We start from the raw sequence: 17,233 nt of genomic DNA, 5'->3' as shown, positions 1-17,233 counted from the left end.
CGCATTCATCCCACTACCTTAGAGGTAGGGGATTTCTGCGGTAAAATGTTAAATATGAACCCGTACGATACAAGTCTAGGGTATGTCATCAATAACTATCAAACTTTAAACGATGACACGCCCTTATTAAGAAAAACCTTGTCGCCACTGCTGCTGAGTTATTTTATATAGCACATGCTCAGCAAGTGGATGGCTAGATTCGAGCATTGGATGATAAAAGTTTTCTTGCGTATCGGTCATTCTAATGCGCTGCATAATAAGCTGTGAGTGCTTATTAATAACAGCCGTAAACGCAACGACCTCCTCAGTTTTTAATACCTCAAATGCAAATGTCAATGACGCCCGTGCCGCCTCGGTTGCATAACCTTGCCCCCAATAATCTTTGTGTAGTCGCCAAGCCATCTCTACAGCAGGTGCAAAAGGCATATCAACATGTGCTTCATTTAAGCCAACCATACCGATAAATTTATTCGTCTCTTTTAAACTTACGGCCCAAAACCCCCAGCCTTTATCTGTAATAAGCTGCGAGCATTTATTGGCGATCGCATCACTCAATTTAGGTGATAATGGCTTGGGAAAGTATTTCATGACGTCAAGATCGGCATTCATTTCAGCAAAAACTGATAAATCGCTTGCCTGCCACTGTCGAAGATAGAGACGCTCTGTTTCTATTGTCTGAGGTTCCATACTGTTTTGCCTTTTGCTTTAGCTAAAAAAATACCGCTTCCATATAAGTAGAAGCGGTATTTTTATCGTTGCTGTTTTTCATTGTAGCTATTCTATAGCGTCAGGCCTGCAATAGATATAGTCAGTGAACGACTAGGACGTGTCCTCATTTTAAAAATGAATAACGGTACGAATGCTCTCGCCTTTATGCATCAAATCAAAAGACTCATTGATATCTTCTAATGGCATATTATGGGTAATGAACTCTTGTAATGGAATTTCACCAGCCAAATAACGCTCAACATAACCTGGTAACTCGCTGCGGCCTTTTACTCCGCCAAATGCTGAGCCACGCCAGACGCGACCAGTCACCAACTGGAATGGACGAGTAGAAATTTCTTGCCCAGCGCCAGCGACACCGATGACGACCGACTCACCCCAGCCTTTATGGCAGCACTCTAACGCTGAGCGCATGATGTCGACATTACCGATACATTCAAATGAATAATCCACACCGCCATCGGTTAATTCCACGATGACTTCTTGAATCGGCTTATCATAGTCTTTTGGATTGACACAGTCAGTCGCACCTAATTTTTTTGCCAGATCAAACTTGCTCTCATTGATATCAATCGCAATGATACGGCTGGCTTTTGCCATCGCAGCACCGATGACCGCTGATAGACCAATACCACCCATACCAAAGATAGCAACGGTAGCACCCTCTTCGACTTTCGCCGTATTCATCACTGCGCCCATACCAGTAGTAACGCCACAACCAAGTAGACATACTTCTTCTAATGGTGCTTCTTTATTGACCTTTGCCAACGAAATTTCTGGCAAAACAGTATACTCAGAAAAGGTTGAGCAGCCCATGTAATGGTAGATTGGCTCGCCATCTTTATAGAAACGCGTGGTGCCATCTGGCATTAGGCCCTTACCTTGGGTCTCTCGCACAGCAGAGCACAAGTTGGTTTTGCCTGACGTACACATTTTGCAGACTTTACATTCCGCTGTATATAAAGGAATCACATGGTCGCCCACTTGGACGCTGGTCACACCTTCACCGATTTTCTCAACGATACCGCCACCTTCATGACCTAGAATTGCAGGGAAAATGCCTTCTGGATCTTCACCAGATAACGTAAATGCATCGGTATGACAAACACCGCTTGCCACGATTTTTACCAATACTTCGCCTTTCTTTGGTAGCATCACATCCACTTCTTCGATAGATAGTGGCTCATTTGGGCCCCAAGCGATGGCGGCTTTAGATTTGATAAACTGATCTGACATAGCTAGCTCTCTTTTTAATGAGTTATTAGACGTAGCCTGTTGGGGCCAATATCTGAAATATTCTGAAGCGGACATTTCCTATTATAGTTATTTCTAGCATGATGACAATATGCTATATTTGCAAATAACTTTTACATATTGGTAATAATCATGCGTTGGGATGGAATCAGCGAATTCGTTTATGTCGCAGAATACGAGAGCTTTACACGCGCTGCCAAAGAATTAGGTATCTCAACTGCACAAGTCAGCCGACAGGTCAACGCCTTGGAGAAGCGACTTAATATTAAATTGCTATATCGTACAACACGAAAGGTGTCACTCACAGAAGAAGGGCGCGTGTTCTACCAACATTGCCGTGGTGTACTAGACGGTTTGGATGCTGCTGAACAGGCGGTCAGTCGCTTTCAATCAACGCCACAAGGTCGAATTAAGCTGACGGCACCTATGACGTATGGGGAGCAGCAATTATTACCACTGATCAATGATTTTATGGTGCAGTATAGTGATATCGAAGTAACAGCTTTTTTGAGTAATCAAACGGTTGATTTGATTGATGGTGGTTATGATTTGGCAATTCGAATCGGTAAATTAAACGACTCCACGATGATGGCAAAGAAACTCAGCCATCGCACCAATTTTGTCTGTGCCGCACCTTCTTATCTCGATAAATATGGCGTACCTCACACTCTGGACGATTTAAGTCATCATAACTGCTTACTGGGTACTCGTGATTATTGGTATTTTAGAGACACCAAGCAAACAGACACCGATCAAAAAACCAATCATAGCATCGTTAAAGAAAAAAACTTGCGTGTCTCTGGGAGCATACAGTATAACAACGGTCATAGCCTAGTTGATGCTGCGTTGAAAGGCTTGGGTGTCGTCCAACTGCCTGATTATTACGTGCAAAAGTATTTAGCATCAGGAGAGCTAACAAGCTTATTGGATGACTATAGAGAACCTGAGGAAAGTATTTGGGCTATTTATCCGCACAACCGTCATCTATCGCCAAAGATTAGATTGCTAGTAGATTATCTGGCAGAGCATTTGGCTTAAGAGTCGGTTGATTCTTATTATATTAGCGTCTATTGTCAGGATACTTTTTAGTGCTCGCATTGTTAGTCACGTTGTTATGTGTGTTGTTACACAAGGTTGATTACGCGCAAGGTTATGATGCACAATGAATACTCGATGTTGCCAACTATTACGGATAATCAATCACCATAAAAAAGGATGACTCATGATTAAAATCGTCTCTATCGCTGCTCTGGCTTTGACTATGGCCTCTTGTGCTAGTGTTGAAAACGTTCTAAATGCACCCACGTCTTCGCTAAAAACAACGACAGCGGCTATCAATGCTGAAAAAGGCTTGGTAACCATGCAAAGCAATCATTCAGTGCAAGATACTGCTGATAAGCTGGCCACCATTATCGAAAGCAAAGGTATGAAAGTATTCGCACGCGTTGACCATCAGAAAAATGCGCAAGGTGCTGGTTTAACGCTAAGACCAACACAAGTGATCATGTTTGGTAACCCTAAAGCGGGTACGCCATTGATGAATTGCGAACAAAGCGTGGCAATTGACTTGCCACAAAAAATCCTCATCAGTGAGGACGCAGATAACAACGTATGGTTATCCTACAACAACCCTGAATATCTAAAAGATCGTCATAACATCGAAGGTTGTGATACGGTCATTGGTAATATCTCAAAAGCCTTAAATGCTGTCAGTACGGCAGCGGTTGCCAAGTAGTACCAATCTCAAAAGATACAACCTAAAAAAACAGAAAAGGTGGGTTAGCCAAAATCTAACCCACCTTTTTGTTTTTTTACACATCTGTCAAAAACTATCAGACGCTACTGTTTGTGTATGTAATTCTACTTTTAACTTCTTAGCACACTCAATAATTTTTCTTCTATCAGCGGGAATCGCACCATACTCAATCGCAGTCTCTCGCATTTGTACCGTCACATCATAATGCGGATAGCTGGCATTACGGTGGAACAAACGCTTGTCCACCTCGATCAATGCAGCAAAGTCATGCAACTCTTGTAAAGAATCTGCCAGCATATGACACCACTTATAACCTTTAAATTCTATCTGCATAAAATCCACGTATATCGCCATAGCGCTGACTCCTATATTTATATCAATAGTATCGACACGAGTTGACTCAGTGCAAGTCGTACTTTTATCTGGGTGTGTCTTCACTTTAAAATGGTGATAAAAATGAGATAAATGGCAGTCAAACAAGGAAAATAACGCAGATAATATTATATAGTGTCCAGATATTAGTCAGCTATTTGACGCTGTTTGGCAACATTTGGCCATTTTTAACTCATTAGATGACTATCGATTGAATTGAAGACACGCCCTAACAAGCACCTACTCAAACGAGACCGATATTCATATAACGACATAGCTTTTTAGCATCATTATCTTAGAGATCTTGAACTCCGAGATACAGCAGATATCAGCGCTTGCCTCACCTTACTCTTCATAGCTTCTTCTCCCAACTGGTTATATACCTATTTATCCAGTTACTTATAAAGAGCGCTGATGCTGAATCCTTCGGTATTATGTCATCAGTCTCGCTAATCAAAACAACCCACGTACATCTTTCTGCAACTGTTTGAGTATTAGCTGATATTCGCGATCATGGGTTTCTAGTAAACTTAAACGCCCATAACGCAATTGGCGATAGGCTTTTTGGATACGGCTAATTTTTGCTTGGATGACTTCAGAATCACCTTTCATTGTTAGCTTGCTAGTATTCACGCTTTGGCTGTTCTCAATTCGTGAATCATGATCATAATCTTGGTCATTGACAGCCATTGCCAAACGCTCAAGCCACGCCAGTTGTCCTTCATTGTCAGCGCGAGCCAGCGTCTCACCCCTGCGACCGATGTGTTTGGAGAGCTGTGCCAGTGGCAAGTCTGCTGGATGCCAATGTTTACGGCGGCGTTGCCAGATAACATAAACCAAGATACTCATAAGAATGATGGCACCGGTCATCAGCCAAAGAACTTGCTGCATAACTGAGCGGATATTAAACCATTTGAATAAAGAGTCGGCTTGCTTATCCTGATCGTAACCGACAACGTCTTTTTGCCAATAGTAACTGGCTTGGTCAGACAAACGCCGTATGGTTTGCAACATTTGGTACTGTTGATAGCTAAACTGCGCGCCAGCGCCGTCACCAAACATAGCTGCGCCTTGGGCTTGTGTCATAGCATCCATGCCTTGCTCAACACGCTCAGGCGCTACAAAAGCCGTCGGATCGACACGCACCCAGCCTTGACCTTCAAGCCAAACCTCCGTCCAAGCATGTGCATCTTTTTGCCGCACCTCCCAAACATTACCTCCACGGCTTAGCTCTCCGCCTTGATAACCCGCGACGACACGCGCCGGAATACCTACCGCACGCATCATAAAAGTGAAACTAGAAGAATAATGCTCACAAAACCCTGCTTTGGTCTCAAATAAGAACTCGTCAATACGGTTGTTATTGAGTGTCGGCGGAGATAATGTATATCGAAAGTCCGTTTGATTAATCCAACGCTCGATAGCTGCCATATAACGAACTGGATCCGAACCTGACTGCGCAAAAATCTGCTGCGCCAGTGCTCTTGATTGTAGATTGCCCTCATCAGGTAGATCAAGGTTCAACCGCCGTGAGGCATCAGTGAGAGTGGTGCCAATACGTGACGGCGCGAGCTGCGATACATCGTAGCTCAGCTGCTGGGTCACCGGCTGATCTCTCAATAAAGTAAAATCTGACGTAATACTGACGTCTGAACCCTGAGAGAAAGGATAGTCGAGTCCAAATAGCCAACTTTGTTGCGTCGGCTCTAGGATAATTTCATAATTGGTAGGCGCATCCTCAGCTTCATCAAAGGCAGTTACAATTGCATTCTCAACTCTAGACGGCATCTGCGTGGTTTGCCATTTATTCTGTTGAGCACTAGGCCGCCATGTGACACCGTCAAATTCGCTGAACACTAAGCCGCGCCAGTACAATTGCTGCTGCGGTGGTCGACTCTGTGCAAAGTTCACCCGAAAAGCCAGCTCGGTGGACTGCCCTAAGTTCGCAAAATCACCAGGAGACATGCTATCGGAAACGCCGGTGACTGCTTGCTGCCCTGATAGCTGCACCGACCATAGCGGTGGTAAGCGTGGGAAGAATAAAAACAGCACCACCAACATCGGCAATGCTCCCACCCCTAAAACGCCCAGTGTCCGCAAACGACCATCACCACGAGTATTACCGTCATCATTGAGCGCGATAAATGCCAATAACACAACGAGCGTGCCAACTACCACCTCTACCGTAGTAACCAAGCCTTGATCCATCAAAAACAACGCAGCAAGTACAAATAACGACAAGTTAAGTATCACATAGGCATCACGACGTTTATACAGTTCCCACAGCTTACTGATCAGACAAAGCACTAAAAATGCCACGCCCATATCCAAACCAAAGGCGGTGCTATAAGTTAGCCAAAGACCTACCAGCCCGAATAAGAAACCAAGCATCTGCATGCCTTGATAGACACGCTTTAAACGAGCTCTTTTTTTAAACCTTGCCTTTATGCGTGGCAGCTGGGCGAAAATACTCACGACAGCAAACCCCACCAACCATAACGGCAAGTGCGAAATATGAGGTGGGATAATGATGATTTGGGCGACTAATACCCAATAATAGGCTGGCAGTGCTAATAGCTTGCGATGCCATTTAGCGCCGTCTCCCGACTTACGATGAGTCGTAATACCTTGCCCTAGCGCGAACTGCTCAAAGGTTACAACTTTAGCAGACTGAGTAGAACCAATAGCCTGCTCTACCGTTTTGGAGGAATGTTTTTTAGAATGAATCATGGTGCTTTCGCCAGTCTGAGTAGGCAAGCTTGAGCGAACGCATCGCCTGCACCTATTGTCGAAACAGCAGAAGACTCATTCGATAAACGCATCTGAAATGGCACATCCAGCTGCCCTAGCGTCACTGCTCCATGTGCCAATTGCGCTAATTTTTGCTCATGATGTGCCGCTGGCATATCTGCATAATCCAGTATTTGCTCATGACCGACTGGGTCGCCAAAATGCTTGGTAAACATGCCTTGACCACGAGCCACATGCCCCCAAGAAACCCGTGCCAATGACTCCCCTTCGATATAATTGTCCAGTCGATCAAAGTCATCTTGACCTTGACGGTACTGCCCACCGACTGGTAAGTCCTCCAAGCTAGCGACTGCATGTTGAGCTTGCCAATCGAAGGATTCAGGCTTTGGATACACCCAAGCCGAACGGGCAAAGTAGACATAAGACCATGCCCTCATGATGCCCAAAGGATAAACCGTTTTGATTGTTAATCGTGGTAATTCAAGTTTCCCGCGACTACGGGTCGGCACAGGCAAGCGGATAACTCGCTCACCTTGCAACTCTGTGACCAGTATTGGACTTTGATTATCAGTGCTATGACTGCCTTTATTAGTGGCTTTCTTGGACGTTTTCTTGTCAGCCTTCTTATCAAACTGCTCAAAGCCAAATAATAATTGTCGTCTGGGCTGGCGGCTTTCGCTATGCAGTTGCAAAGTTACCCAGACAGGCTCACCGTTTTCTGCCATAGTCACGTCTAGTAAGCGCACCTGAAGCCCTGAAATATGTGCAAAGGTCACATGAAAGCTGATCAACCAAACACTAACAAGGTAAAAACATAAACCCAGCACCAAATTATTGCCATAGTTGATACCAGCAATAAAGGTAATCACCAATAGCACCGCAAACAGCATGCCTTCACGGCTAAAAAATATATAAATATTACGCAAGTTCAACGTCGCACTATCAGCTTTTGGAGCACGTGCTGCAAACCAACGGCTCAACGCTGAGGAAACTGCGCTAGTTAACGTTTGTGGCAACAGTCTCATGATATTTCTACCTTATCCAGACCATAAAACTGTCTTTTCATCGTTGATTGACTGATTCGCCGTTAATTAACCGGTTCGTCGTTAATCGACTGGGCCGTGTCATTGTTTGGTCTATAAGCTTTACGATGAAGACATTTAAAGCTCGACAAGTGGAAAATACAAAAATTATTGTCAAATAACAGCGACTTCTGCCAAAATACCTTGGGCAATGGTTTTCGTTATTTGCGCATCGCTCACCTGTCCATCAACCACACGTCCAGGAACAAAACGCTGACCAAGACGGTGATCGGTAACTGCTGCAAACACTGCTTGGATATCCTCAGGTGTCACCTCCATATGCCCTGAGACATAAGCATAAGCCTGTGCGGCTCGCTGCAGTGACAGAACCCCACGTGGAGATAGACCATGATACTCTTGGCTTGTTCGTGTCTTTGCAACCAATCTTTGTAAATAATCTAGCACCACATCCGCAACATGAACTTGGGTGACACCTTGTTGAGCCAACAATACCGCTTCTGTATCTAGCACACTAGCCATCTCTTTTAATAGCTTGCGGCGATCTTGACCCTTTAGAATTTCGCGCTCAGCGGCAGGTGACGGATAACCCAAAGATAAGCATAATAAGAAACGATCTAGCTGCGACTCAGGAAGTGGGTATACCCCTGCTTGCTGCAACGGGTTTTGCGTGGCAATGACAAAGAACGGCTGCGGGAGACTATAGGTTTTTCCATCTTGGGTGACTTGCCGCTCCTCCATGGCTTCTAGCAACGCACTTTGCGTTTTAGGGCTAGAGCGGTTGATCTCATCAGCAAGTAACAGCTGCGTAAAAATCGGACCAGGACGAAACTCAAACCTCTGCTGGCTTTGATTGTAGATACTCATACCCAAGATATCAGCCGGTAGCATATCATTGGTGAACTGCACGCGGCTAAAACTCATGCCTAACAGTTGCGCCAAGCCTTGTGCTAATGTCGTTTTCCCCATACCTGGTAAATCTTGCAACAACAGGTGTCCACCAGCGAATATACCACTCAGCGCCAACTTGATCGCCTGCGGCTTATCTAGGACAAGTTGATTTAACTGTGCCATCAGATGTGCAATTTTTTCTTGATTGTGCTGATAATCAGATGCAGTATAAGCCACATTGCCAGCCATCTCTGATGTTGATTGACCTTTCGTTGTAAAGCCTTTATCGATAGCTGCCTGGCTCATGATATATTATCGGCTCATTTTGATATTAAGAATAATTGTAAATCAGATGTGAACTGCTGCGTTGTATGCTTACATTGTTGTGTAACTTACATCACTGGGTATCATCTGTAATAACTGGCTCAGCACGAAGTGTTGATAAGTAAGCAATCACATCTGCACGCTCTGTAGCATCTGGCATCGGGTTTGACAGCATTTTTGAATCAGGCATGATTTTTTGAGCATCGGCAATATAAGGATCAAGTGTTTCTGCGTCCCATACCCAACCTGAGTCTTGTAACCCTGCGCTATAAGCATAATCCTCTAGCTCTGCTGCAGGTGCACCGTATATATTCATCAGCTGTGGGCCTTTCTTGTTGAGTCCTGCATTCAGCTGATGGCACTGTCCACAGGCATCTTGATAGATGATAGCGCCATTATCAACATCACCCTCGATGTATACTGGCAGTGTTACAGCTTCACGGTGATCAGGCGGTATAGATTCGCCACAAGCGCTGATAAACAACGCAGCGGCAGTGAGACCAATCAAACGATAACAACTAGTGATAGGCATTTTGGATAATCTTAAATTAAAGTATAATATTCGTAGGTAAGCCGGTATAGGTCGTTCGCTGCGATCAACGATGCATTTATAAATATAAGCAATGCAAAAGACGTCGCTAGACCTTAGGTCGACACTTTCACTTTACTGCTGGGCGCTTCTAAATAATTGCCTTGTAGATAGTGTGCGCCGACGCTCCACGCCACAGACATTGTCGCAGCATCTTTGATGTACGGCATTAGCACATTGACATCGATGTCTTTTGTACGCGTAAGGAGAGATTTTACAGTCTTTAGACTGTCTGCTGAATCGACATCTCGTACGTAACTTTGGGCCAAACGTACCATATCTGGCTGTACAACGCTAGCTACCTCAATCGACTTAGCAGAAGAGCCGAAATTGTTAATACTCAGCTGACAACCGACCTTCTTCAAAGCCGAAAACTGAGTTTTTGCCACGGTTAAATGATCCGAAATATCTTTTTCATTGAACTGTACTGTCAGCACACCTGACTCACCACCCACAGCTTTTATCAACTGGCTCGCGACACTGGGCAATTTTTTATCGACCAATGAAGCACTTGTCAATTGTACCAACAATCTAGCTCTGGGGCTGGTTTTACGTACTTCATTTATTTTTTTACACGCGTTTATCAACATCCAGCGGTCTATTTTTTCACGCAATTTGTGGCTCTTAGCCACCGCCATGAACTGATCGGGCGCCAAAATCGTGTTATTGACGTCTGCCAGAGGTAATCGCAAATACACTTCGAAAAAGTCACTGCTATCATTACTAATATCATATATCGGCTGATATAGCAGATCAAAACGGTTATGGGTGATAGCGTCAACTAAAGACTCAGCAAGTGCATAATCGTCGCTGTTGGCATGCTCACTTGGATCATACATATGATAGGTGTCGCCATGATTTGAGGTTTCTATCATAATTTGGCTAACAGCATCAATAGCACGCTCAATCAAAGCGTTTGGCTCGGCAGCATTGCCCTCTATCTTGACGACACCAATACTAACAGTGGTGCTGGTGGTATGCTCGTCTATTTCGATAAACATCTCACGGATATGCCCGCCAACGTTCCTAGCAATTTCTTCCAACTCAGCAGTTGTTTTATCTTCAATTAGAACAGCAAATGCAGTATCGCTAAAGCGGCTCACTTGTCCATCTGACATGAGATCCTTTAGCGTCTGAGCCACCTTTTTGACAGTAGCATCTATTCCTTGTAGACCTAAACTGCTTCTAATTTTCCCGATATTATCAAGTTGAATATATAACAGCCCTGCGGTTAGATTACCTTGACGCACACGTTTGTATATAATGTCCAATCGCTCTTCAAATCCATGACGGTTATAGATGCCCGTCAATTTGTCTTTACGCTCAGCTTCGGCCAAACGCTTGGCAAGCTCTGCGCTATTACTTTCATTTTGTTGAATGGTAATTTGCGTAACAGGCTCACCTTCTAGTGTCGCAGAGGCCAGCTGTAGTTTGGCCTCAAAAGTACTACCGTCAGTCCGTTTGCTTTCAAACTTAAACTCGACTTCACGCCGATTGCCTTTTTCAAATTGACGTAAGAATTGCTTGAACTCTTTAACGTTGTCACCGCTGGAAATCAAGTCAATCACAGGCACTCCTATGACATCGTCGACTGACTCAAAACCAAATAGCTGTAAATAAGGATCATTAGCAAATATATGAATACCTTGATCAATATAAGCAACTGAACTTTTAGAGTTTTTAGTCAATACATTGGCACGCTGCTCTGCTTCAGAAAAAATATGGCGCAATGTTTTTAACTCGCGGCGACTATTTAAGTGATCGTGCTGTAAACATATCGTGATCACCACTGCCATTTCCTGCTCTGCTTTGAGCGCCTTGACCATCGTACCACTAACAATAGCTGGAAGCTTGTCATCATCGTGCGCAGTTACTGCCATCTCTTCATTCATCAAGCATATCATTGGCAGATCAATACTTTGCTCTTGTACAATACCTACGACATCAGTAAAACTCAAATCATAGGCATTACCAAACACCAACACATCCCATGGTTGGCGCAGAACTTTCAATAGCTCCTTTTTGTCATCCAAGAAACCCAAATTAACGCTATCGTAATAAGAACCTAATAAATGCACGAGGCGCTCAGCATAAAGCTGCTCATCATCGATGACTAATAAATTTAAGATGGGTTGAGTATGCATAGGAAGGCCTGTTAGCGTATTGCTTTCTTTTGTTGTTTTGGTTTGATGCTTGTCCCTAAAGTTGATCCAGTATAGAGACCTTTATTTTATTTTGCGTTTTTTAGGGCATTTTGAATATTCGGTCGTAGCACCGGAAGAGACTATATTTTAGGCAATTCGAAGATAAAAATAGTAAGTTTCGTTACCCTAAGCGTCTTTTTTTATCAATGAAGTAGCAAAAACTAGTCATGTCCCGATGGGCTAATGCTAAAAACAAGAAGAAACACTAAGTCCATTATATCTGTACTACTTCATATTGGCTAAACTCATGTGTCGTTAATATAGAACGCACTATTTGTAAGGATGTCTGTTGATTATCGACACACATCACAACTCTATCGTTTACTTGGAAATGCGAAGTTGGCACGATCAAGCTCGCCGTCGTTTGAATCTGCTCATCTTTGCCAACAATAAAAGCTGGCACAAAATGACGACCACGTGTCACCATGCCGTCTAATCGTAGGCCACAGGCAACTATCTGGTGTCCAAGTATTTGCCATTCCACCTCTGTTTTCTCACTATCCATGTCGATCCAGCGTACTATACCCATTGACCACTCTGGCAAGACAGTTGCGTCAGAACGACATAGCAAAAACAGACTCATCACTTGCAACGAAAATGGCACTAATGCAGTCGTACGACCCACTTCTTTTTTGTAAGAGGGTTGCTGGCTAGAGACTTTTTTATCAGTATTCGACTCCTTGTTTACTAACGATTGACCCTGTCCTACTATTGATCTCTTGAACGAGCTTGCATCTCTAGAGTCTAATGTACTTTCTGCTTTTGGCGCCAGTCGCAACCTTTGAAATAACGATAGCGCATCACGACTATCAAGGCTCTCTACGTCTAAAACAGTCTGACTACCGTTTTTACCAGTAAAGGTATCGTAATGCGGTCGCTGCTCGTCTGGCAAATCTTGTGCCGTTATCAGGCGGGCAAAACTACGTGAACCACTAACTCGATAGTGAATGTCATTAAAGCCGCTAATCAATACCGCATTATTTATAATGACATGCTTGGATGGAAGACTCTGCAACCTCAAGTAACGATATGTGATGAGCATCGATACGTTATTTAGCAAACGAGCCTCTACTCCTTTGCTAAACTCATCCTCAAGCACTTGCATACGTGCTTGTATGTGTTCAACCACAGGCGAGAGCTCTATAAACAAGCATTTATATCGCTTTTCGTAAGGGTTAATATCTGAGCGGGCAGTCCAGTAACTAGGTGGCTCATCCTTGCACAAATCCACAAATACCCTCGTCTGTGTCTGAGGCTCGATCGTTGCAATCACATGTTCTGCCCAGTCAGGCAGCAAGCGCTGCAACAATAATATATGCGATCGACGCATCATTCTGACATTCAACAAACTGTACAAGCATATCTGACAGTATAAGCGGTGTATATTTTTAGCGTACGATTTTCTTATTGAAGCATTCAAACCAATGTCGGTATCAACAAGGCTTTGCTGTTGAGCCAAATAGTATAACCGATTGATTCGAGACCAAAGATACGATGAAGGTTTTTGGTAGCTCAGAGACTCTTCACCTAAAAGTTTTTGATAAAACGATAACGCCTGGTATATCGCAAGCGACAGTGTCGTGGATGAAGGTTTTTCATTGCTCAAATAACGCATCAAATTCATGCCTGAAAGCTGCATGGAATCATTGGTTATAAAGACTGTATTTCGGCGTATAACACCTTCATAGATCATCAAAATTAGATAGTATAGAGATTTAACTTGGGCAACATGTTTCATTTGCACATCAGTCAGTACGCCTACCTCAGAAATATAGTGCTGGCGTAGAGCCACGATGGACGACTCTGAAGCGCCAATAACGATAGCTGTAAGCTCCATACGCTTATTATCAGATATATCCATCACCCGCAACTCTTGCAATACGTCTGCTAGTTGCTCGGTGCGCTCCATCTCCGTCTGTGAAGACAGGCCCGCAAGCTGCTCTCGCAAATATCTCTCATAGTTATTGAGAGGTCGACTGGACTCCTCCGGTTCCGAAGACGATAAATACGTTTGAAGCTCCGATAGAGTTATCATCGATATTCCTAGTAACTTTGAGTCACTTCGCCACAAACCAAACCGGTCTACGTTGCAAAGCGGAACAATACATAATAAAAAACGAGATGGGACTGTAATATATAAGATGAGTTCATAGAAACTCTGTCTTTATCAGTCCAAGGTCTTTATCAATGCAGGATATCCACTCCGGATTGACGGCTGTGCTTTTTTGCAGACAAGACCGTGCACACTTGTAGCCATATTTTAAATATAACATATTAGACACACTAAACATCCTCGTAGATGTTGAGCGGTACTTTAAACGGTTTGTTCGGTAATTCCTTGACCAATTTAGGTACCAAATATCCAGGTAATACAGCCAGTAATGACCAATACAGTTCAATAGATGACTGTTCATCGCTATCGAAATGTGCGGCACCTGCTACTTTGTCTAAAACGTGTAAGTAATAAGGCAGTACACCGGCAGCAAACAAACACTGGCTCAGCTGCGTTTGCGCTTCGACACTATCATTAATGTCTTTTAATAAAACAGCTTGATTTAATAGAGTGATGCCAGCAGCTTTTACACGCTGCAAGTACCTTGCAGTCAACTCATCGATCTCGTTAGCATGGTTACAATGAATCACCATCACAATCTGGCAGCGGCTCTGTGACAGTCTACCTAATAGCTCATCGTCTAGACGTGCTGGTATCACTACTGGCAATCGTGTATGTAGACGAATAGTGGTCACCTGTGAAATCGACTCCAAAGTATCTAACCACGCAAATATCCGTCTATTTGTCACGTTTAGAGGATCACCACCGCTCAAAATCACCTCGTTGATTTCGGGGTGATCAGTGATATAGTTGACGATGTGTTCTTTTGCATCAGCTGTGGGCATATTGGCACTATAATCAAAGTGCTGACGAAAACAGTAGCGACAATGAATGGCACAAGCACCTGTGATGGTCAATAGCACCCTTGATTGATATTTATGCAGCAACCCTTTCACTGGGTTTTGTGCGTTTTCTCCCAATGGATCCGCCACATAACCAGTTATATTAAGCTGCTCCTTTTGATCTGGCAATACTTGCTTCAGTAAAGGGTCGTCACGATCTCCGATGTTCATCTTTGCTACAAAAGCGCGTGGTACACGCATTTCAAAATGCTTGGGAACATAAACGTCTGTCCGTAATGATTCGAGACTTAACGCGCTAAGCAGCTCATCCACAGACGTAATGGCTTCGGATAATTGTGTTTGCCAGTTTTTTTGTGTGATTAAATGGTTTATCATGGCTGCCTATTACTTATGCCTAAAAGGCGATATTATACGCACTTAGTGCCTACCCTATCAAAGTATACAGGCACCCTAAAAAAACACTGGGTATCATCTGAGTTTTTAGCGCAGCAGTTTCTACGTTCAACGACATAAATACCCGGCTATCCACCATCGTATTTATGCCCCCTTACTTATAACCCCTTAGGAGTCTCTTGTGGCAAGTTTTTCTACTAATGAATTTAAAGCTGGTTTAAAAGTCATGCTCGACGGCAACCCATGTGCCATTCTTGAAAACGAGTTCGTCAAACCTGGTAAAGGTCAGGCGTTTAACCGTGTTAAGTTACGCAATCTTCGCAGCGGTAAAGTATTGGAGCAAACTTTTAAGTCTGGCGACAGCTTGGAAGCAGCAGACGTGTTGGACACTGAAATGAACTACCTATATAACGATGGTGAGTTTTGGCACTTTATGGACCCTGAAAGCTTTGAGCAGCTACAAGCGGACAAAGCCGCCATTGGTGACGCGCCAAAATGGTTAAAAGATGACAGCAACGCACTGTGCGTGATTACTTTATTTAATGGCGTGCCATTATCAGTCACCCCACCAAACTTCGTTGAGCTAAAAATCACCGAAACTGATCCTGGTGTTCGTGGCGATACCTCAGGTGGTGGTGGCAAACCTGCGACGTTAGAAACTGGTGCTGTAGTACGAGTACCATTATTTGTACAGCAAGACGAAGTGATTCGTGTCGACACGCGCACAGGTGACTATCAAACTCGTGTGAGCTAATAAATGCTATGCGAGTAGATGCAATAGATAGTCAGCTCAATATGGCTTAGATAAAAGAATATTCATAAAAAGTACGACAAGAGACCTGATAGTTGTCAGCCAAACGAATCTGGCTCTGCATCCGATTGATATAGAGTTGACTATATTATCCAATCAGAAATACCCAATAAAAAAGCTCAATCGCTTCTGATAGTGGTTGAGCTTTTTTATTTAGGTTTTGTAGCAATAGAAATAGTACATGTAGTGGTCAGCAGCTCCTCACAGCTGTAACAAGGGACTCTACGTTGGATCACCACAATCATCTTACCAACGCTAACCATGTTCTACCGAACGCTGAATCAACCAGTACTGCACCATCGCGTTTAACTGCTCTTTCTTAAAGGGTTTGGTGCAATAGTCTTGCATACCTACATTGAGATATTTTTCGCGCTCCCCTTCCATCGCATTGGCTGTCAGTGCGATAATAGGTGGTAACGATTCTGCCTCATAAAGCTCATGTAATTTGATGGTCGCCTGCACACCATCTAGTATTGGCATATAGTGGTCCATCAAAATAATATCATAACCATCTGGAGAGGCAGCAAAAACATCAATCGCTTGCTGACCATCAGTAACATGCGTGACAGTGTGACCACTGTCAGTCATTGCTTTTTTGGCGATGACCGCATTGACAGCATCATCTTCTACCAGAAGGATATGGCCAACACGCTCATGACTCTTCGCCTCAGGGATCGTAAAGTCGTTAGATTTCTGCCAAGCATCATATGTATCTGCATCAACAGTGGTAAGTGGTAGAAAAACACTAAATGTCGTGCCAACACCAACCTCACTTCTTGCCTCAATCTGACCGCCCATCAGCTCAACCAAAGACTTACATACAGACAGCCCAAGACCAGTACCACCATATAAACGATGTGTCGATTTATCAGCTTGGTCATAAGCATCAAATATCACCTCCAAGGATTCTGGTTTAATACCAATACCCGAGTCTACCACCTCAATGCATAGCGTCATGTCCTCAGGATAATCAGCACAGACATGACTATCATCATAGTTTTGGCAGTTGGGTACATGCTTAACATCGATATTGACACACTTCCCTTCGCGAGAAAACTTAATAGCATTATCAACTAAATTTGTGATGACTTGCTTGAGCCGTACGGGGTCTCCTTCCACATAAGGCGAAAGCGATTGTGTATAGTTATAATTTAGGTGGTGTATCAAAAAGTATGCTGGAGTAATAAAAGAAGGGTGACAGCCGAA

Annotated in this window: 14 protein-coding genes; 3 read left to right on the top strand and 11 right to left on the bottom strand. The window is 43.7% G+C overall.

The features are described 5' to 3' along the window. Nucleotides 1–126: 126 nt before the first annotated feature. Together L0J61_RS02715 and L0J61_RS02710 are read right to left on the bottom strand one after the other, a co-directional pair. On the bottom strand, nucleotides 127–687 hold the full coding sequence (locus tag L0J61_RS02715; RefSeq protein WP_301464782.1) for a GNAT family N-acetyltransferase: 561 nt from the start codon (nucleotides 685–687) through the stop codon (nucleotides 127–129). A 150-nt stretch (nucleotides 688–837) separates the two neighbouring features. After that, on the bottom strand, nucleotides 838–1,962 hold the full coding sequence (locus tag L0J61_RS02710) for an S-(hydroxymethyl)glutathione dehydrogenase/class III alcohol dehydrogenase (RefSeq protein WP_301464781.1): 1,125 nt from the start codon (nucleotides 1,960–1,962) through the stop codon (nucleotides 838–840). Nucleotides 1,963–2,112: 150 nt separating this feature from the next. Between L0J61_RS02710 and L0J61_RS02705 the strand changes: the two genes are divergently transcribed. Together L0J61_RS02705 and L0J61_RS02700 are read left to right on the top strand one after the other, a co-directional pair. Continuing rightward, the gene (locus L0J61_RS02705; protein WP_301464780.1) at nucleotides 2,113–3,018 is read left to right on the top strand and encodes a LysR family transcriptional regulator; all 906 of its coding nucleotides are present in this window, start codon (nucleotides 2,113–2,115) and stop codon (nucleotides 3,016–3,018) included. Between the two features lie 184 nt (nucleotides 3,019–3,202). Then, complete coding sequence (locus L0J61_RS02700; protein WP_301464779.1) at nucleotides 3,203–3,715, top strand: DUF302 domain-containing protein; 513 nt, start codon at nucleotides 3,203–3,205, stop codon at nucleotides 3,713–3,715. A gap of 87 nt (nucleotides 3,716–3,802) precedes the next feature. Here the strand turns inward: L0J61_RS02700 and L0J61_RS02695 are convergent, their stop codons facing one another. The 8 genes from L0J61_RS02695 to epmB form a co-directional block, all read right to left on the bottom strand. Beyond that, the gene (locus tag L0J61_RS02695) at nucleotides 3,803–4,090 is read right to left on the bottom strand and encodes a DUF4031 domain-containing protein (RefSeq protein ID WP_301464778.1); all 288 of its coding nucleotides are present in this window, start codon (nucleotides 4,088–4,090) and stop codon (nucleotides 3,803–3,805) included. A 471-nt stretch (nucleotides 4,091–4,561) separates the two neighbouring features. Continuing rightward, the gene (locus L0J61_RS02690) at nucleotides 4,562–6,838 is read right to left on the bottom strand and encodes a DUF3488 and transglutaminase-like domain-containing protein (RefSeq protein ID WP_301464777.1); all 2,277 of its coding nucleotides are present in this window, start codon (nucleotides 6,836–6,838) and stop codon (nucleotides 4,562–4,564) included. Next, a complete protein-coding gene (locus tag L0J61_RS02685; protein ID WP_301464776.1) occupies nucleotides 6,835–7,884 on the bottom strand; it encodes a hypothetical protein in 1,050 nt (349 codons plus the stop codon). The genes L0J61_RS02690 and L0J61_RS02685 overlap by 4 nt, the downstream gene beginning before the upstream one ends. Before the next feature lie 171 nt (nucleotides 7,885–8,055). Further along, a complete protein-coding gene (locus L0J61_RS02680; RefSeq protein WP_301464775.1) occupies nucleotides 8,056–9,096 on the bottom strand; it encodes a MoxR family ATPase in 1,041 nt (346 codons plus the stop codon). A 91-nt stretch (nucleotides 9,097–9,187) separates the two neighbouring features. After that, complete coding sequence (locus L0J61_RS02675; RefSeq protein WP_301464774.1) at nucleotides 9,188–9,646, bottom strand: cytochrome c family protein; 459 nt, start codon at nucleotides 9,644–9,646, stop codon at nucleotides 9,188–9,190. A 113-nt stretch (nucleotides 9,647–9,759) separates the two neighbouring features. Beyond that, nucleotides 9,760–11,847 carry an EAL domain-containing protein gene (locus L0J61_RS02670; protein WP_301464773.1) on the bottom strand — a complete coding sequence of 696 codons (2,088 nt, stop codon included), beginning with the start codon at nucleotides 11,845–11,847 and terminating at the stop codon, nucleotides 9,760–9,762. Nucleotides 11,848–12,121: 274 nt separating this feature from the next. Then, the gene (locus tag L0J61_RS02665; protein WP_301464772.1) at nucleotides 12,122–13,942 is read right to left on the bottom strand and encodes a hypothetical protein; all 1,821 of its coding nucleotides are present in this window, start codon (nucleotides 13,940–13,942) and stop codon (nucleotides 12,122–12,124) included. A 248-nt stretch (nucleotides 13,943–14,190) separates the two neighbouring features. Further along, entirely contained in the window at nucleotides 14,191–15,198 is a 1,008-nt protein-coding gene (gene epmB / locus L0J61_RS02660; protein WP_301464771.1) for an EF-P beta-lysylation protein EpmB, read from the bottom strand. A gap of 199 nt (nucleotides 15,199–15,397) precedes the next feature. Between epmB and efp the strand changes: the two genes are divergently transcribed. Then, on the top strand, nucleotides 15,398–15,970 hold the full coding sequence (gene efp / locus L0J61_RS02655; RefSeq protein ID WP_301464770.1) for an elongation factor P: 573 nt from the start codon (nucleotides 15,398–15,400) through the stop codon (nucleotides 15,968–15,970). Between the two features lie 312 nt (nucleotides 15,971–16,282). Here the strand turns inward: efp and L0J61_RS02650 are convergent. Then, nucleotides 16,283–17,233 (bottom strand): ATP-binding protein (locus tag L0J61_RS02650; protein ID WP_301464769.1); only part of this gene is annotated, 951 nt, incomplete at its 5' end.

It is taken from the genome of Psychrobacter sp. (assembly GCF_030457785.1).
Classification (GTDB): domain Bacteria; phylum Pseudomonadota; class Gammaproteobacteria; order Pseudomonadales; family Moraxellaceae; genus Psychrobacter.
This window is presented reverse-complemented; position numbering and strand designations above follow the sequence as displayed.

Bases quoted from the DNA above. Each gene is read 5' to 3' on its own strand.
- L0J61_RS02680 (WP_301464775.1), bottom strand. From the start codon at position 9,096: ATGAGCCAGGCAGCTATCGATAAAGGCTTTACAACGAAAGGTCAATCA.
- L0J61_RS02715 (WP_301464782.1), bottom strand. From the start codon at position 687: ATGGAACCTCAGACAATAGAAACAGAGCGTCTCTATCTTCGACAGTGG.
- L0J61_RS02705 (WP_301464780.1), top strand. From the start codon at position 2,113: ATGCGTTGGGATGGAATCAGCGAATTCGTTTATGTCGCAGAATACGAG.
- epmB (WP_301464771.1), bottom strand. From the start codon at position 15,198: ATGATAAACCATTTAATCACACAAAAAAACTGGCAAACACAATTATCC.
- L0J61_RS02675 (WP_301464774.1), bottom strand. From the start codon at position 9,646: ATGCCTATCACTAGTTGTTATCGTTTGATTGGTCTCACTGCCGCTGCG.
- L0J61_RS02700 (WP_301464779.1), top strand. From the start codon at position 3,203: ATGATTAAAATCGTCTCTATCGCTGCTCTGGCTTTGACTATGGCCTCT.
- L0J61_RS02710 (WP_301464781.1), bottom strand. From the start codon at position 1,962: ATGTCAGATCAGTTTATCAAATCTAAAGCCGCCATCGCTTGGGGCCCA.
- L0J61_RS02690 (WP_301464777.1), bottom strand. From the start codon at position 6,838: ATGATTCATTCTAAAAAACATTCCTCCAAAACGGTAGAGCAGGCTATT.
- L0J61_RS02695 (WP_301464778.1), bottom strand. From the start codon at position 4,090: ATGGCGATATACGTGGATTTTATGCAGATAGAATTTAAAGGTTATAAG.
- L0J61_RS02685 (WP_301464776.1), bottom strand. From the start codon at position 7,884: ATGAGACTGTTGCCACAAACGTTAACTAGCGCAGTTTCCTCAGCGTTG.
- L0J61_RS02670 (WP_301464773.1), bottom strand. From the start codon at position 11,847: ATGCATACTCAACCCATCTTAAATTTATTAGTCATCGATGATGAGCAG.
- L0J61_RS02665 (WP_301464772.1), bottom strand. From the start codon at position 13,942: ATGATAACTCTATCGGAGCTTCAAACGTATTTATCGTCTTCGGAACCG.